The following is a 25,665-nucleotide window of genomic DNA, read 5'->3' as shown; positions in this document are numbered from 1 at the left end:
TGCATCAACGTGATGTGGCGTAGTTCGGAAATTTCAGCAGGGTACGCTGCGGCAATTTCCCGAGCAGTAACCAGACAACAACACAAGTCAGAACCTTGTCGATTAGATTAGCCCCTAAAACCGTGAGTGCCACCGATTCAATCAGATCATTACCCATGGAGTGCACATAAGCCACCAGGAAATCGGCCCCGCTCCCAGTCACACCACCAAACAGATAGGTGCGAATGGGTACCGCAATAATAGTCACAGCAAGGGTAATCAGCACCCCAGCCAAGACCACCTTCACACCATGTTTAAACCAGCCACTTTTGGCCAGCACACCGGCTACCAGTCCAATCACCATTGCCACAGGAGCAAAGGCTGCAGCAACAGGATCAGTCAATACTCCCCATATAAGGTTGGTCAACAATCCTGTAATGAGCCCAATCCAGGGACCCGCCAATGCAGCGCTTAAAATAGTACCGATAGAATCTAGAAATATTGGTAGCTTAAGCATGGATGCCAGTTGCCCACCAATCATGTTGATGGCAATAGCGATCACGATCAATACCAGTGTTTGGCTCGATAAGTATGAGTTTCGCATACACTATCCTTTTACAAATTTATTTAACGCTTGGATATGTCCAGTTCTTCGTAGCCAGATAAATCACACTGTACACGATTGAACACGACCGATGTGAGCTCACCAATCACCAATTCGAGGGTGGTCCGAATTGAACAACCAGGCAAAACATGGCCACCGAACATCCGTCCCGCTTCATCAGAAATACACAGGTGTAAATGCTCACCATTTTCATCCAGAGTACCACTGAGCGAAATAACCTCAAACTTACCGGTGAAAACGGTTGATTCCGCTCGCCCTGCAAATCGCAACGAGACATCAGTCAAACTCCCGACACTTGCCGCAATAAAAGCAGCCCTCAGTTGACGTGTCTGCATCACCCTTCGCAGCTCTGACAATAATTCCTGGCCAGGCAACAAGCGCACAGAGTAAAAAGTGGCAGAGGAAGCAAGTATATTCTGCAAGGTACACTCCTTGACGACCCGCTTTATCACTGTTTTTGCAATGATAGACAGGATGCTAGAAGAAACAGGATGGCCAGTACACTGGAAAGCCCGAACGACACCCGATTGAGTTAGCAAGGATGGAGAGTAAGAGTAAACTCGAGTATACCTTGTGATCAGAATCAATAAAAAACGTCGGTATGGGTATGGCTGTCATAGGCGTCAGACAATGCTTGTCGTTAGTGGCCGTGACAGTGTTGCCCTCAAGGAAATCTGGCCGCACCGGGCGAGCGATCCCCAGATTATTCCACATGCTAATGTGGTCACCATCATAGCCACCTGCCCGAAGAGCAATCGGCATTGTTGTGACACCGGCCGGTTTGCAGTCATTGAAGAGGTCGGGTGTGTTGCTCGCCGGTCGGGATTGACTCGCGCCATCCTTGGCGCTCGCCTTGTGGGCAGCATGCAGCTGTCCCAAACGGCAGTTCTGCCGTTTGGTCGAACAGGGTTCGAACCAAGTCCGCCCATCACCGCATAAAACAAAAAGACCCTGTCTTGCGACAGGGCCTTTTTGTTTTATTTGGCGGTGAGGGAGGGATTCGAACCCTCGATACGTTGCCGTATACACACTTTCCAGGCGTGCTCCTTCAGCCACTCGGACACCTCACCAAATTTTGTTAGTTCAGTATGGTGGCTGTGCGGAGCACGCTATGCGTGCTTTCATGTCGACCTTGTCGACGTGCAGCCACTCGGACACCTCACCAAATTTTGATCTGTTGTTTAGCGTGTTCAGTCAACACGTGGTACGCACGCTGCTGCGCCGGAACGGGGCGTACTTTAGGGAAATACCCTCCCCCCGTCAACAGATTTATCGCCGCTCGAGCGCGTTCGAACAATTAATGAACGGAGTTGGTCCCCACTTCGATTTCCGGGAGATTCAGATAACCCAAACGTTCGCATTCGGCAACCACTTCATGGGTGGTCGCGATGGTGCTGTTTACAAACAGCATAAATTGCTCGAGCGAGAGTCCCGCCTTGGTAAACACGGTATGGCCGACCACCAGACGCGGCAGGCTGTCATCGGTCACATCGACAAACACCTTAAGCGACGGGTATTGCATATTCAAACGGCCAACGTCCGCGACCATAGGAAGCAGTGCAGAAGGGCGAAGCTCCAGCTCGGTTGAAAACAAGAGTCCCTCTTCTTCAACAAAGACCCTGCTCTCTTGCACGCCATCAACCGATTGCAGGGACACAATATGGATGCCATGGCACTGATCACACACATAGTGCTCGATGCGGGCTGACTGCAGCCAACGCATCACCATTTCAGAACTGGGAATATTCATGCTTTGAAGAAGAACTCTGCAGGATGGAGCGCGCAGTCTAAACCAAAATACCCCCTAGCAGAAGATCTCAGCGCCTTGGCCGCAATGACGACACTGCCCGGCGCCACACACCTTTATGGCGATGATTGGGGTATCGCCATACCAGAGGCCCGCGTTACGTCTGGCAGGTCGGCTGTCCATTCGCATACCCGGTTCTTGCCTGACAGTTTGGCCTGATAGAGCGCCTTGTCGGCGCGGCGCAGCGCCTCATCCAGCGTTTCGCCCGGTTGCAGCCAATCCATGCCGATGCTCGCAGTAATCGGCAATCCATCAATCCGCATATCAGCAATGTCGCGGCACAGGTGCTGGCACAACGCGGCAGCCTTACCATCAGGCCGCTGAGCAAGCAAGACGAACTCCTCACCACCAAAGCGGCCCACAAGCAGTCCGGGTTGCTGCGAGAGCGTTTGGGCCACGCTTTGCAGCACCCTATCTCCGGTATCATGGCCAAAACAGTCGTTGATCAGTTTGAAATCGTCCAAATCCAACATAGCCAGCATCATGGGCTCGTTGGTCAGCTGACGCCCGAGTTCATGGTGTAATCCGCGCCGATTGAATACACCGGTCAATGCATCACGCAGGGCCAGCTCACGCAGCATCATGTTGCGCCGCTCGGTGCAAAGCAGCAGAAATCCTATCGAACTCAGATACCCACCCACCAGCATGGAAATATAAGGAATCACATTGACCAGTTGTCGACGAAATGGCGAGCCGACCGTTTCAACCGACAGCAGCCCCATTCTGAGCAGGGTCAACGCCATTATCAGCGCCATGACGGCCATAAATAGCCGCGAGGCCAGAGGAGAATCCTCCCGTCCGTGTTGCCACAGTAGCCAAACGCTGGTGCTGCCCCACGCAAGAAACGCCAGGCTGGAGAGAACGATCCGCACACTGACAGCCAACTCGACATAAAACGCCCACGCCATCAGCACAGCAAATGCCAGCACCCCCCCCCACCAGACTCGCCAGGCTGGCGGCAGAGCAAAGAAACGACGCAGCGACGCCACCATCAGCGCCACATGGGTAATCAAGAACACATTGCCGACCCACAACCCAACCGCTGAGGTGGTTAACAATTGCATGGCAAATCCGGACTGGCCGATCACGGCCAGCAGGCTGCCCAACCACCAGAGCCCGGTACCAGGCATATCCCGGTGCGTCATCCAGGTCAGCGACAGGGTCAGAAAACCCAGCAGATAGCCGAATAGAGCCAGCAGCATAAGTGTATAAATATCTAGTTTTAGTAGAAAAATTTCCATTTCATCCATCTACCAGCCGGCATAACTGGCGGGAGTATATGTGAGCGCTGAACCGTTTGTCCTCCCCCATACTGACCGCCACTCATGCTGGCGAATCTGCAGGTAAGGGCTTGCACCGACAAGCGGAGATAGATATGTTGGATCATCGAGATATCATTGCTGTGCAAGTCGCTCTTGCGGGTGACAGCTCTCTGTTTTAACTGGAGTTGAACAAATCTTCCGCAATATTGTGCTGCATAAAACGGTGATCTCGTTGCTGGCCGTAGGCCACTTCCCGTCTTGCCTGTTGCCGGATGCGACAGCTGTTCTCACAGGGAATGCGTGGGCGCAGGTTCAAGGCAGAACACAACATCGACAGAGACGTCAAAATGATAAAAAAGCTGATTCTTACCGCATTACTGTTTTGCGGTCTGGCCCAGGCCAGTACCGTTGATGACATCCTCAAGCGCGGCACCCTGCGTGTTGGTTTCGATGCAGGCTACCAACCCTTTGAAATGACCAACAAGCAAGGCCAATACATCGGTTTTGATGTGGACTTGGCCAAGCTAGTTGCCAAGGACATGGGCGTCAAGGTCGAGTTCGTGAACACGGCATGGGACGGTATCATCCCGGCGCTGCTGACCGACAAATTTGACGTCATCATGGGCGGCATGACCGTCACTCCCCAACGTAACCTGCGCGTGAACTTTGCCGATCCCTACATCGTAGTGGGTCAGACCATCGTGCTGCGCAAGGATCTGGCTGGCACCATCAAGTCCTTCCAAGACCTGAACGATCCGAAGTACAAGATTGCCGTCAAGCTCGGTACCACCGGGGAAGAAGCCGTCAAGCGTCTGATCCCGAAGGCTCAGATCTTCCAATTTGAAACCCAGGACGATGCCAAGCTGGAAGTGATCAACGGCAAGGTAGATGCCTTTGTTTACGACCTGCCCTACAACGCCGTGTTTGCCTCGCAAAACGTGGGCGCCGTGGTGCACCTCGACAAGCCCTTCACTTTCGAGCCGCTGGCCTGGGCCGTGCGCAAAGGTGATGCAGATTTTATCAACTGGCTGAACAACTACCTGCGTCAAATCAAGGGCGACGGTAGCTATGATCGCCTCTACAAGAAGTGGTTTGAGTCCACCGACTGGCTCAAGCAACTCAAGTAAGCACGTCTTGCAAGGGCGGCCACTGGCCGCCCTTATCGCTCAATAACAATATTTTCGTTAGTAAGAACAAGAGGTTGTCATAGTGCCGAGCACAAAACCTGTACGCCAGATGGAAAAGCGCCCCCACCCGTTACTGTGGCATGGCGTGTTTGCTTTTTTGATGCTGCTCGTTGGCCTTGGAATTTATCAAGCCGTTCAGGCCGTCAATTACACCTGGCGCTGGGAGCGGATCCCCCAATACATCGTCTATCAAACCGAGCAAAAGAGCTTTGCCGAATTTGACGGCACCATCGTCGCCGACAAGGGCGCGCTGTGGCTGCAAGATGATCAGGATGCCAAGCATCGCCAGGCCGTCGCGGCCGAGGGTGCCGTGGTTGCTGAAGGGGATACCGTCTTTCGCGGTGACGCGCTCGATAGTCACAAAGAGTGGACTGCAGGCCCGATTGCCATGGGTGTTTGGGTCACCGTCAAGCTATCCTTCTTCTCCGGCATCGTTGCCATCATTCTGGGAACACTGACCGGGCTGGCGCGTCTGTCGCACAACCCGGCGCTGCGCAATCTGTCGGTGACCTACATCGAGATCATCCGCGGCACCCCGCTGCTGGTGCAGATCTTTATCGTCTATTTCTTTATCGGCACCGTGTTAAACCTCGATCGCTTCACGGCCGGGGTCGCCGCGCTGGCGGTCTTTACCGGCGCTTATGTGGCCGAAATCGTGCGTGCCGGTATCAGCTCCATTCACAAAGGGCAGATGGAAGCAGGGCGCAGCCTTGGCATGACCGCCGGGCAGACCATGCGTTACGTCATTCTGCCCCAGGCGTTCAAGCGTGTACTGCCGCCACTGGCGGGTCAATTCATCAACCTTATCAAGGACTCCTCCCTGGTGTCGGTCATCTCGATTACCGATCTCACCAAGGCCGGTCGCGAAGTGGTCAGCTCTACCTTCAGCCCGTTCGAGGTCTGGTTTACCGTGGCCCTGCTCTATCTGCTGCTCACCGGTACCCTGTCGTTCCTAGTTCGTCGCCTCGAGGTGAAATATGCAAAAAGCAACTGATCCCATCATCTACGCCGAGGGCGTCGAGAAGTTTTACGGCACGGCTGTGCATGCCCTGAAAAACGTCACCACCCAGGTGGCAGAAGGGGAAGTGGTGGTGATTGTCGGCCCGAGCGGCTCGGGCAAATCGACCTTTCTGCGCACGCTTAACCAGCTTGAGACCATCAACGATGGCTCCATCGTGGTCGATGGCATCAGCCTGACCGAGCCCGGTAACGTCAACAAGTTGCGTGAAGAGGTGGGCATGGTGTTCCAGTCCTTCAACCTGTTCCCGCATCTAACTGTGCTTGAAAATATCTGCCTTGCTCCGCAGAAGGTTCGCGGCCTGTCGCGTAAAGATGCCGAGGACCGGGCCAAGGCACTGCTGCTCAAAGTAGGTTTGTCGAACAAGGCCGAGAGCTACCCGTCCCAGCTCTCCGGCGGCCAGCAGCAGCGGGTGGCGATCGCCCGCGCCCTGGCTATGCAACCGCGCATCATGCTGTTTGATGAGCCAACCAGTGCGCTCGACCCGGAAATGGTGGGTGAAGTGCTCGAAGTCATGAAGAGCCTGGCACGCGATGGCATGACCATGGTGGTGGTTACCCACGAAATGGGCTTTGCTCGCGAAGTGGCCGACCGGGTGCTGTTTATGGAAAACGGTGAGCTGCTGGTCGATGACACGCCCGAAGCGTTTTTCGACACCCCCGCCTCGGAGCGGCTGCAACGCTTTTTAAGCCAAGTGCTATAAGCTGCTAGCAACATGTCATAAACAGAAGGGGAGCCGTGATGGCTCCCCTTCTTATTACTTCGCGTGGTGATTACGAAAGCTGCTGACCGAAACTCCAAAGCGCAGGAAGTAGTGCGACCAGCGTGATCCCTGCCAGCAGCCGCTCACGGCCACCCAGAGGCAGGCCCAGCTTTCTGCGGGTATGCAGGAACAAAAGCAGGCCCGGTCCGTAGAGCAGAATCGAGAGCAGCAGATATTCCACTCCCGCCGCATAGAGCAGCCACAGACCGTAGACAGTGGCCAGCAGCGCCGCGATGCGCACTTTAAGATCGCCCTCGCCCGCCAGCGACAGCTTGAGCAGGTAGGCACCAATCAGGAAATAGGGCACCAAAATCATCGAGGTGGAGACCAGCAGCAGGTTGGTATACCCCTTGCCAAGCAGCCACACCAACAGCAGGCATCCCTGAACCGTGAGGCTGGTGAGCCAGAGCGAGGCGACCGGCGTACCGGATTCGTTCTGCTGCTTAAACACCGCCGGGAAGGCGCCACGCTGCGCGGCGCTATAAGGCACCTCGGCGGCAAACAGCGTCCAGCTCACATACGAGGCCAGCACCGAGACAATCAGGCCGAGGCTGATCACCACCTTGCCCCAGTGACCGCTCATGTGCGCCATCAGCCCGGCCATAGAAGGGTTGCTGAGCGCAGCCAGCTCAGGGCGCCCCAGAATACCGAGCGAGAGCACCGAGACCAGCACATAGAGCGCCAGTGCCAGCAACACGCCAAGCACAGTGGCACGGCCTACGTCACGCTTGCTGCGTGCCCGCGCCGACAGCACCGCCGCCCCTTCGATACCGGTAAAGACCCACAGGGTGATCAGCATGGTGTTACGCACCTGCTCGGAGACCGGCTGGGCCAGGCTCTCCCCTTGCACATCGGCATGGAACACGACCGGGTCAAACCAGTAGCAGGCCAAGGCGATAAAGATCAGCAGCGGCAGGCTCTTTGCCAGCGTCGCGACCAGATTAAACAGCGCCGCCTGGCGAATGCCGCGCACTACCAACAGATGCACCCCCCACAGGATGCATGACTCACCAAGGAAGGCCCAAACGGTGTTTCCCTCACCAAACCAGGTGTATTGCGGCGTATCGACAAAGCTGCTGAGCGCGGCAAACGCCACCACCAGATAGCCGACGACACCGATGGTGGCACAGAGCCAGTAGCCCCAGGCACTGAAAAAACCGACCAGATCGCCAAACCCTTCACGGGCATAGCTGTAGATGCCACCATCAAGTTGTGGTCGCAGCCGGGATAGATAGAGAAAACAGGCGGCCAGCGCCAGGATGCCAACACCGGTCACCACCCAGCCGATCAGCACTGCATTGACGCCAGCTACCGCTGCCATATTCTGCGGCAGGCTGAAGACCCCGGCGCCCACCATGGAGCTAAAAACCAGTGCGGTCAGCGACCAGAGTCCAATCTTGCGTTCGCTCATGCCGGCTCCTTGAAACGTTCACTGAGCGCCGCAATGTGCTCCGGGCCAATGCCGCAGCAGCCGCCAATCAGGCTAGCGCCCTGGCGTTGCCAGCGCTCGGCCCACTCCAGATAGTCACGCGGGCCCAGGTCATCACGGATCTCGTCCAAACCATCATTGGCAGTCGCTTCTTTAGGTTGCGGCGGGAAGGCATTGGCGTAAGCGCCCAGACGCACGTCGCTGCGCTCAAGCATGTTCAGGGTTGCGGTGGCTTCCGCCAACGCTGCCCCAATGACCTCGGGCTGACAGCAGTTAAACAGAATCGCGGATGCGCCGGCCTCGACCAGTGCACGAACAGCGGCGCTCACCGGCTCGCCCGAGCGCAGGCGCGGCTCGGCATGGGGATGCTCGTCTTCCAAGGTGAACGACACCCAAAACGGCTTACCGTCATCCGGCAACAGCGCGCGATAGGCCAGCGGCTCGGCAATCAGGCTCATGGTTTCGGTGAGCCAGATATCCACGCTGGGAGAAAGGGCCGCAATCAAAGGGGTGGCCAGCTCGCGTACCCGCTCCGGTTGATAGAGATCGGCACGATAAGAGCCAAACAGCGGCGGCAGCGAGCCAGCCACACGAACACCCGGGTGACGATCCGCTACCTCACGCGCCAGACGACCCGCCAAAGCAGCCAACGTTGCACCGTCACGGGCAAAACGCGCTTCACCAATGTGGAACGGTACCAGCGCATAGCTGTTACTGGTAATGACGCGCGCACCGCTTTGTGCATAGCTCTCATGCACAGCGCTGACTGTCTCTGGTGCCTCGATCAAGGCCAACGCCGACCACTCCGGCTGGCGGAACGGAGCGCCGCGACGCGCCAGCTCTCGACCCATGCCTCCATCCAGAACGTCAACCCCTTGTCTGTCACTCATGATGCTCTCCGGCGTATGATTGTTATTGATAGGACACCCAAACATTCAGATGTTTAGACGTCCAAACATCTTGCCCTATCAATAACGTGAACGCAATCACCTTCCCCTCCCTGTTTCCCCGTCACGACAAATTGCTTTTTCGGTGACGACTGATTGCTGCGTATCGTGCAGCAAGCGCAGAAAAACAAAGGGCCGATCATCTGATCGGCCCTTTGGCATGTGAACTCAACTCATTTATGAGTTGTTGTCGCGGCGCTTGTTACCAAACTTGCGATTCTTGTCGTAACCACCTTCACGCTGGTTGTCACGACGCTCCTTGAACGGACGACGCTCTTTGTTGAACGTACGGTCGCCACGGAACTGACGCGGTGCGGCGCTGCGGGTCCCTTCCGGCACTTCGGTATAGGGGGTGATCATCAGCGGACGCTGGCACACACGAGCACGGCGCAGCACTTCCATCACCTCGGCGCTCATGCCACGGGGCAGGTCGACAGTGGAGAAGTCGTCAGCAATCTCGATGTTACCGATGTAGCGGCTCTCGAGGTTGGCTTCGTTGGCGATAGCGCCCACGATCTGGCCCGGCTTGACGCCGTGATGGGAACCGACTTCCACGCGGAAGCGCTCCATCTGCATGTCCGGGTTGTCTTTAAGCGGCCGCGGGGCAAGATCCGGCATACGACGGGCAGGACGATCGCCACGATCATTGCTACGGGAGAAGTCGCGCTCACCGCGATCACCAAAATCACGCTGTTCACGGCGCTCGAATTCGCGGGGCGGCTGGGAGAGCAGCGGATCCGGCTTGGATTCGTCGAGCAGCAGCGGCTGATCACCTTGTACCAGCTTGGCCAGAGCGGCAGCCAGTTCAATCGGATCACACTCATCTTCCGAGACCAGCTCGTTAATGAGTTCGTAATAGTTGTCGAGCTCTTCGCCCAGCATGGTTTCGCGGATACGCTCCTTGAACTTGGCCATGCGGTGCTGGTTGATGTCAGCCATGGTCGGCATCTTCATCGGCTCGATGCTTTGACGTGTGGCGTGCTCGATGGCGCGCAGCATACGGCGCTCACGCGGAGCCACAAACAGAATCGCTTCACCCTTACGACCGGCACGACCGGTACGACCGATACGGTGTACGTAGGACTCGGTGTCGTACGGAATGTCATAGTTGACGACGTGGGTGATACGCTCAACGTCCAGACCACGGGCGACCACGTCGGTGGCGATCAGGATGTCCAGCTGGCCTTGACGCAGCTTCTCAACGGTACGCTCACGCAGCTTCTGCGGAATGTCACCGTGCAGGGCTTCACAGGCGTGACCGCGGGCAGCCAGCTTGCCAGCCAGCTCTTCGGCGGCGTTTTTGGTGCGCACGAACACCAGCAGGGCTTCGTAGGATTCCACTTCCAGCAGACGGGTCATGGCTTCCAGCTTGTGGGTGCCAGTGACCTGCCAGTAGCGCTGGCGAATGGTGGTCGCAGTTGCGGTCTTGGACGCAATCTTGACCTCTTTCGGATTCTTCAGGTGCTTCTGGGCAACACGACGGATCTGATCCGGCATGGTGGCGGAGAACAGGGCAACCTGACGACCGGCCGGGCACTGATCCATGATCCAGTCCACGTCGTCGATAAAGCCCATGCGCAGCATTTCGTCCGCTTCGTCGAGGACCAGCGCCTTGAGGCCGGAGAGATCCAGGTTTTTGCGACGAATAAGGTCCATCACGCGGCCCGGAGTACCGACAACGACCTGCACACCACGGCGCAGTGCGCGGATCTGGGTGTCATAGGAGGAGCCGCCATAGATGGGCAGCACTTGGAAATCGGTCAGGTGGTGAGCGTAACGCTGGCACGCCTCGGAAACCTGGATGGCCAGCTCACGAGTCGGAGCGAGCACCAGAATCTGGGTTGCGCGGTTGCCGGCCTCCAAGCGCGACAAAAGCGGAAGTGCAAAGGCTGCGGTCTTCCCTGTACCGGTCTGGGCCTGTCCCAGCAGATCGTGGCCGGCCAACAGAGGTGGAATGGCAGCGGCTTGGATCGGGGACGGACGCTCATAGCCCACGTCATGAAGTGCTTTGAGAATGGGCGCGGCCAATCCGAGCTCGTCAAACAAGGGCAATTGTTCGGTATCAGACATAGATTCTTCCAGGTTAGGCAGGCGGTTCACACCGCGAATAATGCAAAAAGGCCGGGGATTATATCGCCAATTTGCTGTCCTGTCTTGAAAAATGTGACAAGTATCGCAGCGACTTAGCCAAGTATATGCCTCTTCCAAAAGCTTGCCACTGTTACCCCCCAAGAGGGGGATTATGCCTCTTCCCGCTTGGCCTTGAGCACCGCCATGGTAATGCGGCTGGTGCAGATCAGTCGGTCACGCTCGTCCTTGATTTCAATCTGCCACACCTGGGTGGTGGCCCCCAGATGCACCGGTCGGGTGATGCCAGTGACCACCCCTTCGCGCTTGGCGCGGATGTGGTTGGCATTGATATCAAGACCGACGCAGTAGTGCCCGTTATCAACCGACATGTTGGCGGCAATCGACCCCAGGGTTTCGGCCAATACCACCGAGGCACCGCCGTGCAGCATGCCCAGCGGTTGATGGGTGCGGCTGTCCACCGGCATGCTGGCAGCAATCCAGTCATCGCCAAACCCGGTGTAGTGAATATCCAGATGAGCCATCAGCGTGTTGCGAGAGCTCGCTTCCAGCCCCTCAAGGCTGACAGGTTTTTTCCAGATGGACATGATATCTGCTCGTGATGAGTAAGGGCCTTGCCCCTACCAGGGATAAGTCACCCCGGGCCAATCGGCCCAAGGCATGTCACGGCCGGGAAAGACCGGTTTTTTCCAGCGCCAGCGCGCCGCCAGCCAGCGCCGCAGCCAGCGTTCAAACTCCGCCTCGCCAAACGGGCATTGCGCCACCAGCCAGAAAAAGACTTCCACCTCCACCTCCGGCAACACCGATGGATAGAGGTGCACCGCGCCTATCAGCTCGCTCTCGTCTGGCAGCCAAAGGCTATAGGCAAACGAGCGGCGCGACAGACGCTCGGAGACCTGCCACTGCACATCCTGCTGATGCTGCTCAAGGGAAAAATGCTCGGAAGGCCAGCCGTCATCGGGGCGAAACAACTGATGCAACCGGTCGCGCTCGCGCATCAGCACCAGAAACTCAAGAGTGGCCTGCGACTCCTCGCAGGCCTTGAGTAACCAGTTCTCGTGCCGCTCATCAAGCGGCACCACGAAGCGCTTGCTGGGCTTTAGGATCACACCAGCTCCAGCAGCGCCTGCAAGGGGTGCTTGAGCTTCTCACCCTCGATACGCTTGACCTGACTGCGGCAGGAATAACCGGTCACCAGACAGCGTTCGTGGGGCAGACGCGACAGCGGCTCGGCCCAACTTAAGGCATAGATATTCTTCGAATGCTCGACCATGCGAGCATCGTGACCATAAGTGCCCGCCATACCGCAGCAACCGACCGATACCGCTTCCAGGCGCGCACCAAAGCGCTCGAACACCCGCTTCCAGTCTGCATGGGACGAGGGCACGGCGGTTTTCTCGGTGCAGTGGCCAAACAGATACCAGGGCTCCCCATCCAGCGGACGAGCATCTGCCTGCGGCAGACCCATCAGCCACTCTTGCACCAGCATGACGTTGAACTCACCACGGGCCTCGCCCAGCGCCTTAACGTATTCGTCGCGATAGCACAGCACCATGGCTGGATCGGCGCCAATCAGCGGCACGCCAAGGCGTGCCACCTTGCCAAGGAACTGGGCGCTGTTGGCCGCAGTACGGGCAAACGCGCGCAAAAATCCCTTGATATGCTGCGGCTTGCCGTTGGGCTTAAACGGCAGCAGATAGGGCTGATAACCAAGCCGCTCGCACAATCGCACCAGATCGCGCACCACCGGCGCATCGTAGTAGCTGGTAAACGGATCTTGCACAATCAGCACCACCCGCTCGCGCTGAGCGGGGGTCATGGCCTCGAGCCCCTCAAGATCAAAGTAACGGGCACGGCTCTCTTTGAGCTCTTCGGCCAGGGTCGGCACCGACAGAAGCGGCACATCCACCATGCCGATGCTCTTCTCGGTCGCCTGCTGTACCCACTCCTTTTCCAAGAAGAAGTTGACCAGCTTGGGCACCTTGGCCATCAGCGGCGCATAACTCTCAACGGTGCCGACAAAATAGTCCTTGGGCCCGCGCAGATAGCGGCTGTGATAGAGCTGCATAAAGCGGGAGCGGAACGTCGGCACATCGACCTTGATCGGGCACTGGCTGGTGCAAGCCTTACAGGCCAGGCACCCTTCCATGGCCTCCATCACCTCATGGGAAAAATCGTACTGGCCACGCTGTTTCGCCCAAGTGTTGCGCACCTTGTCGATGATGGACTTAAGCCGCAGGCCACCGCTTTGGATATCCACCTCTTCGGCAAGCGGATCAAAGCCCTGTAGCGCCAGCTGACGCAGCCATTCACGCATCAGCCCTGCCCGCCCCTTGGGCGAGTGACGCCTGTCGGCCATCACCTTCCACGACGGGCACATTGGCGAATCGGTCTCGAAGGTAAAGCACAGGCCATTGCCGTTACAATCCAGAGCGCGGGTATAGCTGCTGCGCACGGCAATCGGAATTTGGCGATCATATTTACCGCGCTTGGGGCCATCGACCGACACCAGTTGTGCCGAGCTGCCATAGGGCGTGCAGATCTTACCGGGGTTGAGGCGGTTGTCCGGGTCAAACACCCCCTTGACCCGCTGCAGCTCTTGCCACAACTCGCCAAAGAAAGCCGGACCGTATTCGGAGCGAAACCCCTTGCCGTGCTCACCCCACATCAGACCACCGTACTTGGCCGTCAACGCCACCACCTGATCGGAGATACGGCGCAGGGTCACTTCTTGAGCCGGGTCGCACATATCGAGCGCCGGGCGCACGTGCAGCACGCCGGCATCGACGTGACCAAACATGCCGTAATCGAGCCCGTGGCTATCGAGCAACGCACGGAACTCCATGATGAAATCGGCCAGCGATTCAGGAGGAACCGCTGTATCTTCGGTAAACGCCACCGGCTTTTTGCGCCCTTCGGCGTTGCCCAGCAGACCCACCGATTTTTTGCGCATGTTGTAGATGGCATTGATGCTCGGCAGGTGGTCGCACACCTGATAGCCAATGATGCCCGCCTCGCCACGCGCCATCAGCTCATCGAGGCGACGGCACAGCTCGGTCACCTTGACCTGGTGATCACCTTCGACCAGATCGGCGAACTCGACAATGTTGAGCCCGTCCATCTGCTTGCCCGGCACCTCTTCAATCAGATTTTTCACCGAGTGCCAGATGATGTCAGCCTTGGCCAGATTGAGTACCCGTGAATCAACCGTCTCCACCGACAGGGCATTAGCCTGCACCATAAAGGGGGCGTTACGAAGGGCCGACGGGAAGCTGTCGTATTTAATATTGACCAGGGTGCGATAGGTCGGGATCGGCGTGATATCGAGGCGCGCCTCGACAACAAAGCCCAGCGAGCCTTCCGAGCCACACAGCACGCGGCTGATGTCGAGAGCATCTTCGGCCGGATCATAAAGGTGCTTGAGATCGTAACCGGTCAGAAAGCGATTGAGCTTGGGAAAGGTTGCCTCGATATCGGCGCGGCGCTCACGACCGATGCGATAGAGGGTGCGATAGATCTCTCCCTCGCGGCTTTGCAGCGCAAATTTATCGGCCAGTCGCTCACCCTTGAGCGGCTCGGTCGTGATGATCTCACCGTTTTCCAGCACAGCCTTGAGACCGAGCACATGATCAGACGTCTTGCCATAGACCAGCGAGCCCTGACCCGACGCATCGGTATTGACCATGCCACCGAGGGTGGCCCGGTTGGAGGTGGAGAGATCCGGAGAGAAGAAGAAACCGTGGGGTTTGAGCGCGGCGTTGAGCTGATCCTTGATAACCCCGGCCTGCACCCGTACCCAGCGCTCTTCAAGGTTGATCTCGAGCACCTGATTGAAATGGCGGGAGAGATCGACAATCACACCGGGAGTCAGGGACTGACCGTTGGTGCCGGTGCCACCGCCACGCGGGGAGAAGGTCAGCTCCCGATAGCGCGGCTGTTGGGCCAGCATCAGCATACGGCTCAGATCATCGACATCCTTGGGATAGATGACCGCTTGCGGTGTCAGTTGATAGACGCTGTTGTCGGTGGCCATGGCAAGCCGACCGGCATAGCTCTTGTCTAACTCACCATGAAATCCCCCGGCTTTGAGCTCATCTAGAAAAGCCAGCGTCAGGGGCGAGACACTGCCCTGATAATCGAGTCTCGGGATCATGAATCCTTGTTCCCTTTGTTGTTGCTTTGCATGCGCCTTTGCACGCTATAAAACCGGCGCCCCGGCGACCTCAATGTCGGCAGGCATCCACGTCTACCCGACATTCGCTCACACATTGCTATTACGTGGCGGGCAGTATATCAGTCCAAGGGCGTGCAGGATCAAGGGGCAAACCCCATCAGATTTACCGCCTTTACTCCTCTTTCACACAAAGAGTAAAACGATTTCCCTGCATCGCAGGATGACGATTGTTGCTTACTGTGCAGCAGTGAACTGATAAACCCCCTCTTTTTTCACAACAGTGTTAGCGTTAGGCTCTGCACCATCCCAAATTTATTGTCATTGGAGTCCCCCCATGAGCCAAGATCCCCTGTTTGCCCCCCTGCGCCTGGGTCAACTGACCCTGAAAAACCGCATTGTCATGCCGCCCATGACCCGCTCGCGCGCCGCCCAGCCGGGCGATGTGGCCACCGACCTGATGGCGACCTATTACGCCCAGCGTGCCAGCGCCGGCCTGATTGTCAGTGAAGGCACCCAAATTTCCCCGCTCGGTAAGGGCTATGCCTGGACGCCCGGCATCTATAGCGCCGAGCAGATTGCCGGTTGGCGCAAAGTGACCGATGCGGTGCACGCCAACGGTGGCGCCATTGTCGCCCAGCTGTGGCACGTGGGCCGCGTCACCCACCCGGATAACATCGGCGGCGCCCATCCAATCAGCGCATCGGCATTGCGCGCCGAGGGCGTACGGGTGTTTGTCGATAGCAACGGCGCCCCCGGCTTTGTCGAAACGGTCACGCCGCGCGCCCTGTCGGTCGATGAGATTGCCGCTGTGGTCAACGAATATCGCCAAGCCGCGCGCAACGCCCTGGAAGCCGGCTTTGATGGCATCGAGCTACACGGCGCCAACGGTTATCTTATCAACCAGTTTCTCGACTCTGAGTCCAACGCCCGCACCGACCAGTACGGTGGCTCGCTGGAAAACCGCCTGCGTTTTCTCAAAGAGGTCGTGACCGCCGTGGGCGCCGAGATTGGCATGGACAGAGTCGGCGTGCGTCTTGCGCCGCTCACCACCTTAAACGGTACCGTCGATGCCAATCCGGAAGAGACTTATACCGCTGCAGCTGCCCTGCTCGGCCAATTGGGCGTGGTCTATGTGCACATTGCCGAAGCCGATTGGGATGATGCGCCGGTGATGCGCCGTGAATTTAAAGAAGCGCTGCGCGCCGCGTACTCCGGCACCCTGATTTATGCCGGGAAATACGATGCCGAGCGTGCCCGTAGTGCGCTGCGCGAAGGGTGGGCCGACATGATTGGCTTTGGCCGACCCTTTATTGCCAATCCGGACCTGCCCGAGCGGATCAAGCTCTCCCTGCCCTGGACAGCCCATGATCCGGCGACCCTGTTTGGCGGCGATGCCCACGGCCTGACCGATTACCCTAAGGCTGACGGTAGCGCAGCTTAACTGTTTATTTTTATACCCGAGCTAACAGAAAGGCCCGCATCCTGATGCGGGCTTTGCCCTGTCAGGCACGGCGAACATAGAACAGGAACAACACGATGCAAGAGACCCAAGGCTGGCGCTGGTATGCGCCCGGCGAGCCGCACGCACTGGTTCATGAGACGCTGACACTGCCAGCACCAGGGCCGGGCGACGTATTGGTAGAAAACAAGGTGGTCGCCATCAATCCGGTGGATTGGAAGCTCATTGGTTGGGGACCGGAAAACTGGCAGGCCGGCCACATTCCGGGGGTCGATGGCATGGGCATCGTCACCGCAGTCGGTGCCGGTGTCACCCATATCAAACTGGGTAGCCGGGTGGCCTATCATGGCGATCTGCGCCGCCACGGCAGCTTTGCCCGGCATACTCTGGTCGCCGCACGGGCATTGCTTAGCGTACCAGCAACGCTCAGTGATGCGGCGGCGGCCGCCTTTCCCTGTCCGGGGCTGACCGCCTGGCAAGCGATTCACAAGATCCCGTCGCTGCAAGGGGAAGCGCTGCTGATCACCGCCGCAGCCAGCAATGTGGGACGCTACGCGGTGGCGCTGGCACTTAACGCCGGCGCCCGGGTATTTGCCAGTGCTGATGCCCGCCACCACGGCTGGCTCAAAGCGCTGGGCGTGCAAGCGGTGGCCGATTACCACCAAGCAGACTGGCTGGCACAGCTACGACGCGCTAACGGCGATGCGCCGTTTTATGCGGCCATCGATCTGGTGTCCAGCGAACAAGCCTGCAACCTGATTGAGCATCTTGGTTACTACGGCCACCTGGTGGCTGTGCTGGGACGGGTTGAGCAGAGCCCGCTACCGGCCTTTACCCGCTGCGTCTCCCTGCACGAAATTGCGCTGGGTGCCCAGCATGCATTTGGCTCGGATCGGCAGTGGCAACAGCTGACAGAGGCCGGCAACCGGATGCTGGAGCAGATGGCCAGTGGCAGCCTGCCCACCGCACCGCTGGAACTGCGCCCCTTTGCAGCCTTGCCAGATGCCCTTACAGAAGCCAAGCAGCAGGGTCAGGGTCGCAAGTTCTTACTGACGCTCTGATGACACGCTGAGCCCTGGCGCTATCCATTGCCAGGGCTCGTTAATGCATCGCCTTAGATCAAACCACGCAGCAGAATGCCGCTGATAAGCAGCGGCGCCACCAGTCGCCAGCACCACAGCAGCAACGTGCGCATCGTGCCGCTCAGATCGGCCGGTACAAACTTGTCACCCAAACGCCAGCCGAGCAGCAGGGTCAACACCAGACCAAACAGCGGCATCATCAAGTTGGATGTAAGGTAGTCGAGCAGCTCAAAAATGGTCTTGCCAAACAGGGTATAACCGGACCAGGGGCCAAACGAGAGACTGACCGGTACGCCGCACGCCATAATAAGCAAGGTCACGACAACGCAGGCACTGCGCCGGCTCCAACCCCACTCTTCACAGGTAAAGCGCACCAGATGCTCCAAAATGGAGATGGACGATGACAATGCGGCCACCAGCAGCAACAGGAAGAAGATCACCGCCAGTCCCTGCCCGAATGGCAGATGCTGAAACACCGCCGGCATGGTCATAAAGGTCAGCCCCGGCCCCGCAGTCGGATCGATACCGGTTGAGGCGAGCACCGGGAAGATCATCAGCCCGGCCAACACCGAGATGAAACTGGCCAGCACGACCACCCAGACACCGGAGCGCAGCACCCCCTCGTTATTGGGCAGGTAAGCACCATAGGTGGTGTGAATCCCCAAACCAATAGAGAGGGAGAAAAACGCCAGCCCGAGCGCATCAAGCACGCCCTTACTGGTGAGATGACTAAAGTCGGGCAACAAGAATTGGCGCACACCGGCCATTGAGCCCGGCATCGAGAGGCCGGTGATAACCAGAATCAGCATCATCACAAACAGAGCCGGCATCATCCAGCGCAGTGCCCGCTCGACCCCTTTTTCCAGACCGCCCTGCACAAACCACCAGGTCAGGCCGGCAAACACCAGATGGGTCACAATGGGCCACAGCGGATCGCTGACATAGCCGTTAAACAGCGCAGTCAGGGCGGCGGCATCGCCACTTTTGAGCTGCCCGCCCACGGCCAGTGCAGCGTAGCCGACGGTCCAGCCACCCACTACGCTGTAAAAGCAGTAGATAAAGAAACCGCACAAAATGCCCATATAGCCCATCCAGCGCCACCGCGGCCCCACCAGACGATGGAATGCCCCCAGCACACCACGCTGACTGTGACTGCCGAGCAGGGTCTCCCCCACCTGCACCGCCACCCCTAGGGTGAAACTGAACAGCAAAAACACCATTAAAAACGCACCGCCACCGTTGGTGGCCGTCACATAGGGGAATTTCCAGATAGCGCCAAGGCCGATGGCAGAGCCCGCGGCAGCCAGCACATGCCCTAGACGGGAAGACCACTGCACCTGACTCATACAACCTCCGGGAAACGGGTCATGTCATTTACTCCAATAACAAAAAAGGCCGCAAAAGCGGCCTGTGCGCTGTCCACAGCGACACACAGCAAGCGGTTCAGGTCACCACGCCCGGACAAGAGCGGAGGGTCACCCAGAGAACACATCCTGTGTGATCGGGGAGAGCGCCGAAAAAAATGAGCGCATAGCCTAAACCACGGAAAGATTCTTTGACATAAATTTCTAATATTTTTTATCTTGATAGGTTGAATTATATAAAACACTATCAAAGACAGATGGCTTTGCCAATAACAGGTGGCATAGTTGGCTGAAAACCCTAGCGACCTCATGACTGAGGCATAAAGTAAAAAGGATGAAAAGAGAGATGGCCCGCATCCACCGACGTTGGCTGGAACGCAGGCCATACAGGGAACGTTTAGGGCAATCAGTGCTGCCGGCATCGACACCGGCCTTGGCAGGCAGGGGGTCTATAGCCCCGAGAGTTGCAGATTCTCTTTGAGAAAATCGAGCCAGGCACGCAAACGCGGATCGCGCTGGGTATCGGAATAAAACACCGCATTGACCGGTCGCGATGCGCCGCTGTTGGTGCGGGCCAGCACTTCGACCAACGCCCCGCACTCACGATCGGTGCCGGTCATAAAGTCTGACAGGCAGACCAGCCCTTCTCCGCGCAGCGCCAGCTGACGCAAGGTCTCGCCACTGCTGGCACGAATTGTCGGGGTGATAGCGAGGCGATCCCCCTCACCACTCAACAGTGGCCAGTGATTAAGATGCTCTGGCGTGATAAAACCGAGCAGCACGTGACCAGACAGTTCGTCAGGCAGGCGCGGCGTACCGCGGCGCGCCAGATAATCCGGGGATGCCAGAATGCGCAGATGCGAGCGTCCAAGCGGCATGGCGCGCAGGGACGAATCGCCCAGCTCACCGATGCGGATCGCCACATCCACCCGTCGCTCCATCAGGTTGATAAACCCCTCCGAGCTGTGCAGCTGCAGCTCAATGGCAGGATAGCGCTCGCGAAATCGGCCGATGATGGGCACCAGCTGATGCAGGATAAAGGGGGTAGCAGCATCGACCCGCAAGATCCCCTCTGGCTGCTCACGGCGCATCTGCAAGGTGGTTTCGGCTTCGGCCATTTGGGTCAGGATCTGCTCGGCGCGCTGATAAAACCAGGCGCCCTCTTCGGTCAGGCTGATGCGCCGGGTAGTCCGGCTCAACAGCACGGTACCGAGCTTGGCCTCAAGGCGTTTGACGCCGCGGCTTAACACCGAGTTGTCGAGCCCCAGATTTTCGGCCGCCTGGCGAAAACTGCCTGCCTCGACCACGGCCACAAATAACGCCAGTTCATCGGAATGAGTCTTCACGCACTCTCCTCTGTGTCTATCGGCCAATCACGCGGCCATCAGCCGCATTGAACCCGATTTCGCCCCAGCTCTTTGGCGCGGTAAAGGGCGAGATCGGCGCGGCGCAGCAGGCTCTGCTCATCATCACCCGGCTGATAAGTGGCTACACCTATGCTGACCGTGCACGCTGGCAACCCGGCCGTGGTGGCCTGCTCGACCATCTGGCGCAGCGCATCTGCAAGTAAAGCGGCGTCCTGTTGTGACTGCTCGCGTAGCAAGATGGCAAACTCCTCCCCTCCTAGGCGAAACAGCAGATCACTGCTGCGAAGCCGGCTCACCAAATTAGTCGCCAGCGCGGTGAGTACGCGATCGCCGGCGTCATGGCCGTGGTTGTCGTTGATGTGCTTGAAGTGATCCACATCCAGCAGCAATACACTCACCGTTCCACCGCGAGCGGCCAGTGCCAGCTCGTGGCGGATCTCCTCTTCCCACTTGTGACGATTGTAAGCGCCGGTCAGTTTGTCGCGGGTCGCCAGCTCCAGCAGGCTTTTCTCGACCTCCTGACGGTGGTGAAACTCGGCCGTCAGGCGACCGATCATCATCTTAAGATCGCTCTCAAGCTCGCCCAGCTCATCGGGGATTTTTCGTCCACTGGCGAGCGGCGCCGTCGGCAGCGGCTGACCGGAAGAGAGCGACTGCTGCAGGGTATCAATCTGCCCCTGAATGCGACCAATGCGGCGGCGAAACACCTCGATAATGTAGATGGTCAGATAGATCCCGATAAACAGGGCGCCCATCCCCAGACCGGCGTTGACCAGCATGAACTGGCGCTCATGCTTTTCCGAATAGCGCGACACCGACAGCGTCAGCTCATCGAGCTGGGAGAGCAGTTGACCCATGGCGCTATCGAGCTGATTAGCCAGCGGCTCAAGCTGCGCCCAGTCCGCTTCACGCACACTGCGCCGGTTGATGAGCTGACGAATATCCACCTCGAAGCGATCGCTCTGAGTGAGCAGGGCATCAATACTGCCGAGCGCCGCCTCGTGACGACCTAGATCAAAGCGGGCTTCGTGATGGCGCAGCGCCTCGGTCAGGGTGGCGCGCGCCTTGCCAAGCAATGCCTGCAACTGCTGTTTATGCTGCTGATAGGCCGAGAGCGGCGCAGCCTCTTCCCCGGCAGCCGCCAGCTCCAACTGCTCGAGCACCACATGCTGCTTGAGTTGCAGCATCTCAATGTCGCTCATGACCTCGCTCAGCGGCACGTCGATGTCAGCCACTTCACGCAGTTCACCGTCGATGCGCTGCAGCGTAAAGACCGAATAGATAATCACCAGAAACAAAAAGGAGAGCAGGATCAGCGAGAGGCTGCCAATCTTTCGGGTCAGCGACCCGTTCCACCATGTACGCATAAGAAGAGACAATCATCCATTGATGCCGGGCAGCATATCAGATCCCCTGCCAACTGGCAGCGGATCGGGCTCAGGCGCTTTGGACGCAATCGCGCCCTTGTGACTTGGCCGCATAGAGCGCCGCATCGGCTCGCTTGACCAGCAACGTCGCGTCATCGCCAGGTCGGTATTCGGTCACGCCCATGCTGACGCTAAAGGGTGGCAAGGCCGAATCGGGATCGCTACCAAGCAGGGCTCGCAACTCATCAGCCAGCGTCAGTGCCGTGGTCAGCTCGAGCTGACGCAGCAGGATGGCGAACTCCTCCCCCCCCAGACGAAACAACTGATCGCTGCTGCGAAGACGCTCGCGCAGTCTGGCAGCCATCCGCTTGAGCACCCGGTCGCCCACATCATGGCCATGGCGATCGTTGATGCGCTTGAAGTGATCCACATCGATCATGATGAGTGAAAAGTGCCCGCCACGAGCCGCCAATGATAACTCCAGTTGCAGCTGCTCTTCCCACTTGTGGCGGTTGCCGGCGCCAGTCAATTTATCCTGAGTGGCCAACTCAAGCAGGCTTTTTTCAACCGCCCGCCGATCGGCAAAACGCTGGGACAAACTGGCAATCATGGCGCGCAGATCCTGCTCCAATGTGCCGAGTTCGTCCACGTAGCGCACTCCGGTAGCGGGTGAGACAGTGATTGGCTCGCCACTGGCCAGCGAGAGTTGCAGCGAATCGAGATCCCCCTGCAGGCGACCAATGCGCCGGCGCAGCACATCAATAATATAGAGGGTGAGATACAGACCGATGCCCAGCGCCGAAATGCCCAGAACGGCATTGACCAGCATAAACTCGCGCTCGTGTTTTTCGGTGTAGCGCGCCGCCTCCAGCGTGAGATTATCCAGCGCAGCCAGCATGGCTTCCATATGCTGGTCCAGCCGGTTGGCATGGGGCTCTAACGCTTGCCAGTCTGCCTCTTTGCGTACCGGCAGCGCCAGCACGTTGACAATGGCCTGTTCAAACGTTTCACAGCTTTGTTTAAGAGCATCTATTTTTCGCAAGACGTCCCGGTGCTGACCAATATCCAGACGCAACTGGTGGCGACGCAAGGCGTTATCGAGCACTTTTTCAGCCTTGTTGAGTGCTTGTAGCAGCGCACTGCGATGAGCACGAAATACCTCAAGGGGCGCCGCCTCAACGCCTAACTGAGCAAGCTCAAGTTGCTCCAGCACCAGATGCTGCTTGAGTTGCAGCGTCTCGATATCCGCCATGGTTTCAGCAAGCGGCACATCAATCTCGGCCACTTCGCGCAGTTCACCGTCGATGCGCTGCAACGTGAACACCGAATAGAGAATGACCAGGAACAGAAAAGAGAGCAGTACCAGCGAGAGACTGCCAATTTTGCGGGTCAATGACCCTTTCCACCAGGAACGCATAGGGAAGAACGCACAGAGAAAAGTGCCACTAGCTTAACAAATAGCGATGGCTGCCAGCACCGTTGATGTAACAGAACAAAATCAATCGCTCTCTTTTTAGGCATCATTTGGCAACGAAAACCAGCCTTACGTTGAATATTCCGACATTTATGCACTCCAGCGAATACTAAAAGAGGGTCAATAAGCACCTAAACCATGCGAAATAAAAGGTTATAGCCCTGTTTTGCATGAAAAACATTAATGCATATTAAGTGAATGGGATGTTGCGATAAGCCAGCTATTCTATAGGATGTGACGGCCATAACGGAATCGGTGCGGGCAAACGGTATGCCCCAGCGCAAGCTTGCCGGTCAAGCACCCGCGCCGTTGTTTATCAAAGGGAGAGGCATGATGTTGAAAACCTTGCGTGGTCGAATCACCCTGACCATCGCCAGCCTGTTGCTACCCACCCTGATCGGTAGCGTCCTGCTGCTGGCCTGGAGCGATCAGAAGCAACTGCACCATGTGGCAAAAAGCGATGCGAACAATGCCGTCACCGGTTTACTCGATCAGATGGGCCTGCTTGATGGGCAGATAAGCCAGCGGGTGAAAGCCTCCATGCGACTGCTCAAAGAGCGCAGCAGCGCACTCGGTCAGGCAAGTCAGGGGGAGATGGTCACGGTTAAAGAGCGCCAAGTGCCGCAGTTGCTGCTTGGCCAGCAACCACAAGCCAACGAGAGTGGACTGGTGGATGGCGTCAGCGCCCTGATGGAAGGGACAGCTACCCTGTTTAGCCGCAGCGGCGATGACTTTATCCGGGTGAGTACCACGGTGAAAAAAGAGGGCGTGCGCGCCACCGGCACACCGCTTGATCCCAATGGCCGCGCCATTGCTGCCATCAAACAGAACCTGCCGTTTTACGGTCAGGTCGATATTCTCGGTAACCCCTATCTCACTGGCTATGAGCCGATCCATGATGCCACCGGCCAGACCATCGGCATCTGGTATGTCGGTTATCCGGTTGATTTGACACCGCTGGCCCATGCTGCCAGCCGCATCAAGCTGGCTGACACCGGGTTTGTCGCCGTGCTCGACGACAAGGGTAAGCTGCGTTTTGCCTCGCAAGGTCGCTCACCTGACGAAATCAGCACCTTGATTCAGGCGCGTGACCCAACCTGGGACTGGACCGAGCAGCCGTTTAACCAGTGGGGCTTTCGCGTGATTGCCGGTTACCCGCGTACCGAAATCGATGCGGTGGCTCATGAGCGGGCGATCACCATCATCGGTGGGGGAATTGCCCTGGCTGTGATTGTCCTGATTGTTCTCCTCAGCTTGTTGCAACGATTGGTGCTACGTCCACTCGGCGGCGAGCCGGCCGATGCAGTCAAACTGGCCCGCGCCATCGCCGATGGCGATCTGGGGCTACAGCTTGACAAGCAGGCTCCCACTGACAGTGTGCTCGGTGCCATGCAGCGGATGCAAAGCGTGCTGCGCCAACTGGTGGAAGATGTGCAGCAAGAGGCTGACGATGTCTCGGCTTGCGCCGAGCGCTTTAACGTCACCTCGCGCCAGATTGCCAGCGGCTCGGAGCGCCAGACCCATGCCACCCACACCATGGCGGCGGCGCTTGAGCAGATGGCGGCCAGCATTGGCCAGATTGCCGATCACGCCAAAGAGGCGCAATCAACCACCGATCACAGCGCGCACGAGTCTCGTGAAGGCAGTCGCATCATCGCGCAGATGGCCGAGCGGATCAGCCTGGTTGCCAGCGAAGTCGCGCAAAGTGCCAACATGATCGAGACCCTTTCCAGCCAAAGCGAAAACATTGTCAACGTGGTCGCGGTGATTGATGAGGTCGCCAAGCAGACCAACCTGCTGGCACTCAACGCCGCCATTGAGGCCGCTCGCGCCGGTGAACAGGGACGCGGCTTTGCCGTGGTGGCTGACGAAGTCCGTACCCTTGCCATGCGCACCGGCGAGTCAACCAAGGAGATTGCCCGCACCCTTGGCGCCGTGCGTGACAGCGCAGGTGCCACCGTATTGCGGGTTGAGCAGGCCCAAAGCGAGGCGCAGGGCAGCACCGAGCTGGCCCGCCATGCCAGCGAGGCGATGCAGCGTATCGCCAATGCCACCAGCGAAGTGGAGCGGGTGACCGAGTTCATCACCCGGGCTCTGGCCGAGCAGAGTCTGGCCAGTAACGAAATTGCGGCCAGTGTCGATGAAGTTTCCCGCATGATCGTTCAAAATGAAGCTGCCTCACGTGACGCTGCAAAGGAGGCAGAGCAGATGCACAACGTTGTGGTCAATCTCAACGCGACAGTGCGCCGCTTCCGTCTGTAGTCTGGGGGCCG

Annotated in this window: 20 protein-coding genes and 1 tRNA gene; 6 read left to right on the top strand and 15 right to left on the bottom strand. The window is 58.1% G+C overall.

The genetic code is table 11. The features are described from left to right. Positions 1-4 precede the first annotated feature (4 nt). The 5 genes from BW958_RS03815 to BW958_RS03795 form a co-directional block, all read right to left on the bottom strand. Positions 5-583 (bottom strand): ECF transporter S component, encoded by a 579-nt coding sequence (locus tag BW958_RS03815; protein WP_076574401.1) that lies wholly within the window; start codon positions 581-583, stop codon positions 5-7. 23 nt (positions 584-606) lie between these two features. Continuing rightward, positions 607-1,026 carry a PPC domain-containing DNA-binding protein gene (locus BW958_RS03810; RefSeq protein ID WP_179078813.1) on the bottom strand — a complete coding sequence of 140 codons (420 nt, stop codon included), beginning with the start codon at positions 1,024-1,026 and terminating at the stop codon, positions 607-609. A 560-nt stretch (positions 1,027-1,586) separates the two neighbouring features. Continuing rightward, positions 1,587-1,674: transfer RNA gene (locus BW958_RS03805), tRNA-Ser, on the bottom strand. 227 nt (positions 1,675-1,901) lie between these two features. After that, on the bottom strand, positions 1,902-2,354 hold the full coding sequence (locus BW958_RS03800) for a type III secretion system chaperone family protein (protein ID WP_083687230.1): 453 nt from the start codon (positions 2,352-2,354) through the stop codon (positions 1,902-1,904). 113 nt (positions 2,355-2,467) lie between these two features. Next, the gene (locus BW958_RS03795; RefSeq protein WP_076574400.1) at positions 2,468-3,613 is read right to left on the bottom strand and encodes a GGDEF domain-containing protein; all 1,146 of its coding nucleotides are present in this window, start codon (positions 3,611-3,613) and stop codon (positions 2,468-2,470) included. A gap of 407 nt (positions 3,614-4,020) precedes the next feature. Between BW958_RS03795 and BW958_RS03790 the strand changes: the two genes are divergently transcribed. The 3 genes from BW958_RS03790 (at position 4,021) to BW958_RS03780 (ending at position 6,581) form a co-directional block, all read left to right on the top strand. Continuing rightward, on the top strand, positions 4,021-4,800 hold the full coding sequence (locus tag BW958_RS03790; RefSeq protein ID WP_076574399.1) for a transporter substrate-binding domain-containing protein: 780 nt from the start codon (positions 4,021-4,023) through the stop codon (positions 4,798-4,800). A gap of 109 nt (positions 4,801-4,909) precedes the next feature. After that, on the top strand, positions 4,910-5,854 hold the full coding sequence (locus tag BW958_RS03785) for an amino acid ABC transporter permease (RefSeq protein WP_076574398.1): 945 nt from the start codon (positions 4,910-4,912) through the stop codon (positions 5,852-5,854). Continuing rightward, entirely contained in the window at positions 5,838-6,581 is a 744-nt protein-coding gene (locus tag BW958_RS03780; RefSeq protein ID WP_076574397.1) for an amino acid ABC transporter ATP-binding protein, read from the top strand. Before BW958_RS03785 ends, BW958_RS03780 begins: the two co-directional genes overlap by 17 nt. A 70-nt stretch (positions 6,582-6,651) precedes the next feature. Here BW958_RS03780 and BW958_RS03775 read toward each other — a convergent pair whose 3' ends face one another. From BW958_RS03775 to BW958_RS03750, 6 genes are all read right to left on the bottom strand, one after another. Next, the gene (locus BW958_RS03775; RefSeq protein ID WP_076574396.1) at positions 6,652-8,052 is read right to left on the bottom strand and encodes a basic amino acid/polyamine antiporter; all 1,401 of its coding nucleotides are present in this window, start codon (positions 8,050-8,052) and stop codon (positions 6,652-6,654) included. Beyond that, a complete protein-coding gene (locus BW958_RS03770) occupies positions 8,049-8,960 on the bottom strand; it encodes a homocysteine S-methyltransferase family protein (RefSeq protein ID WP_076574395.1) in 912 nt (303 codons plus the stop codon). The genes BW958_RS03775 and BW958_RS03770 overlap by 4 nt, the downstream gene beginning before the upstream one ends. Before the next feature lie 234 nt (positions 8,961-9,194). Next, positions 9,195-11,087: a DEAD/DEAH box helicase gene (locus BW958_RS03765; RefSeq protein ID WP_076574394.1), complete on the bottom strand. Its 1,893-nt coding sequence runs from the start codon at positions 11,085-11,087 to the stop codon at positions 9,195-9,197. 170 nt (positions 11,088-11,257) lie between these two features. Then, positions 11,258-11,692 carry a hotdog fold thioesterase gene (locus tag BW958_RS03760; protein WP_076574393.1) on the bottom strand — a complete coding sequence of 145 codons (435 nt, stop codon included), beginning with the start codon at positions 11,690-11,692 and terminating at the stop codon, positions 11,258-11,260. A gap of 33 nt (positions 11,693-11,725) precedes the next feature. Further along, positions 11,726-12,211, bottom strand: coding sequence for a hypothetical protein (locus BW958_RS03755; RefSeq protein WP_076574671.1), 486 nt, complete (start codon positions 12,209-12,211; stop codon positions 11,726-11,728). After that, positions 12,211-15,258, bottom strand: a complete 3,048-nt coding sequence (locus BW958_RS03750; protein ID WP_076574392.1) for a D-2-hydroxyglutarate dehydrogenase YdiJ — start codon at positions 15,256-15,258, stop codon at positions 12,211-12,213. Before BW958_RS03750 ends, BW958_RS03755 begins: the two co-directional genes overlap by 1 nt. Positions 15,259-15,613: 355 nt before the next feature. Here BW958_RS03750 and BW958_RS03745 point away from each other — a divergent pair, with 355 nt between their 5' ends. Beyond that, positions 15,614-16,720 (top strand): alkene reductase, encoded by a 1,107-nt coding sequence (locus BW958_RS03745; RefSeq protein ID WP_076574391.1) that lies wholly within the window; start codon positions 15,614-15,616, stop codon positions 16,718-16,720. A gap of 95 nt (positions 16,721-16,815) precedes the next feature. Continuing rightward, positions 16,816-17,799, top strand: a complete 984-nt coding sequence (locus BW958_RS03740; RefSeq protein WP_076574390.1) for a zinc-binding dehydrogenase — start codon at positions 16,816-16,818, stop codon at positions 17,797-17,799. A gap of 53 nt (positions 17,800-17,852) precedes the next feature. On the opposite strand, the gene BW958_RS03735 is transcribed toward BW958_RS03740, so the two are convergent. From BW958_RS03735 to BW958_RS03720, 4 genes are all read right to left on the bottom strand, one after another. Further along, on the bottom strand, positions 17,853-19,166 hold the full coding sequence (locus BW958_RS03735; RefSeq protein WP_076574389.1) for a sodium-dependent transporter: 1,314 nt from the start codon (positions 19,164-19,166) through the stop codon (positions 17,853-17,855). 467 nt (positions 19,167-19,633) lie between these two features. Continuing rightward, positions 19,634-20,530 (bottom strand): LysR substrate-binding domain-containing protein, encoded by an 897-nt coding sequence (locus BW958_RS03730; RefSeq protein ID WP_076574388.1) that lies wholly within the window; start codon positions 20,528-20,530, stop codon positions 19,634-19,636. 38 nt (positions 20,531-20,568) lie between these two features. Then, the gene (locus BW958_RS03725) at positions 20,569-21,918 is read right to left on the bottom strand and encodes a GGDEF domain-containing protein (protein ID WP_076574387.1); all 1,350 of its coding nucleotides are present in this window, start codon (positions 21,916-21,918) and stop codon (positions 20,569-20,571) included. Positions 21,919-21,988: 70 nt separating this feature from the next. Beyond that, complete coding sequence (locus BW958_RS03720; protein ID WP_179078812.1) at positions 21,989-23,311, bottom strand: GGDEF domain-containing protein; 1,323 nt, start codon at positions 23,309-23,311, stop codon at positions 21,989-21,991. Positions 23,312-23,722: 411 nt separating this feature from the next. On the opposite strand from BW958_RS03720, the gene BW958_RS03715 reads away from it, so the two are divergent. Continuing rightward, a complete protein-coding gene (locus tag BW958_RS03715; protein WP_179078811.1) occupies positions 23,723-25,654 on the top strand; it encodes a methyl-accepting chemotaxis protein in 1,932 nt (643 codons plus the stop codon). The last annotated feature ends 11 nt before the right edge of the window (positions 25,655-25,665 follow it).

This window comes from Aeromonas sp. RU39B, from assembly GCF_900156095.1.
In the GTDB taxonomy this organism is placed as follows: domain Bacteria; phylum Pseudomonadota; class Gammaproteobacteria; order Enterobacterales; family Aeromonadaceae; genus Aeromonas.
The sequence above is the reverse complement of the archived record's forward strand: the minus strand, read 5'-3'. Positions and strand labels throughout refer to the sequence as shown.

What these genes read in the sequence shown, in the direction of transcription:
- BW958_RS03775 (WP_076574396.1), bottom strand. Translation starts at nt 8,052, where the DNA reads ATGAGCGAACGCAAGATTGGACTCTGGTCGCTGACCGCACTGGTTTTT.
- BW958_RS03715 (WP_179078811.1), top strand. Translation starts at nt 23,723, where the DNA reads ATGATGTTGAAAACCTTGCGTGGTCGAATCACCCTGACCATCGCCAGC.
- BW958_RS03740 (WP_076574390.1), top strand. Translation starts at nt 16,816, where the DNA reads ATGCAAGAGACCCAAGGCTGGCGCTGGTATGCGCCCGGCGAGCCGCAC.
- BW958_RS03750 (WP_076574392.1), bottom strand. Translation starts at nt 15,258, where the DNA reads ATGATCCCGAGACTCGATTATCAGGGCAGTGTCTCGCCCCTGACGCTG.
- BW958_RS03725 (WP_076574387.1), bottom strand. Translation starts at nt 21,918, where the DNA reads ATGCGTACATGGTGGAACGGGTCGCTGACCCGAAAGATTGGCAGCCTC.
- BW958_RS03780 (WP_076574397.1), top strand. Translation starts at nt 5,838, where the DNA reads ATGCAAAAAGCAACTGATCCCATCATCTACGCCGAGGGCGTCGAGAAG.
- BW958_RS03745 (WP_076574391.1), top strand. Translation starts at nt 15,614, where the DNA reads ATGAGCCAAGATCCCCTGTTTGCCCCCCTGCGCCTGGGTCAACTGACC.
- BW958_RS03800 (WP_083687230.1), bottom strand. Translation starts at nt 2,354, where the DNA reads ATGAATATTCCCAGTTCTGAAATGGTGATGCGTTGGCTGCAGTCAGCC.
- BW958_RS03795 (WP_076574400.1), bottom strand. Translation starts at nt 3,613, where the DNA reads ATGCTGCTGGCTCTATTCGGCTATCTGCTGGGTTTTCTGACCCTGTCG.
- BW958_RS03735 (WP_076574389.1), bottom strand. Translation starts at nt 19,166, where the DNA reads ATGAGTCAGGTGCAGTGGTCTTCCCGTCTAGGGCATGTGCTGGCTGCC.
- BW958_RS03790 (WP_076574399.1), top strand. Translation starts at nt 4,021, where the DNA reads ATGATAAAAAAGCTGATTCTTACCGCATTACTGTTTTGCGGTCTGGCC.
- BW958_RS03815 (WP_076574401.1), bottom strand. Translation starts at nt 583, where the DNA reads ATGCGAAACTCATACTTATCGAGCCAAACACTGGTATTGATCGTGATC.
- BW958_RS03760 (WP_076574393.1), bottom strand. Translation starts at nt 11,692, where the DNA reads ATGTCCATCTGGAAAAAACCTGTCAGCCTTGAGGGGCTGGAAGCGAGC.
- BW958_RS03770 (WP_076574395.1), bottom strand. Translation starts at nt 8,960, where the DNA reads ATGAGTGACAGACAAGGGGTTGACGTTCTGGATGGAGGCATGGGTCGA.
- BW958_RS03765 (WP_076574394.1), bottom strand. Translation starts at nt 11,087, where the DNA reads ATGTCTGATACCGAACAATTGCCCTTGTTTGACGAGCTCGGATTGGCC.
- BW958_RS03785 (WP_076574398.1), top strand. Translation starts at nt 4,910, where the DNA reads ATGGAAAAGCGCCCCCACCCGTTACTGTGGCATGGCGTGTTTGCTTTT.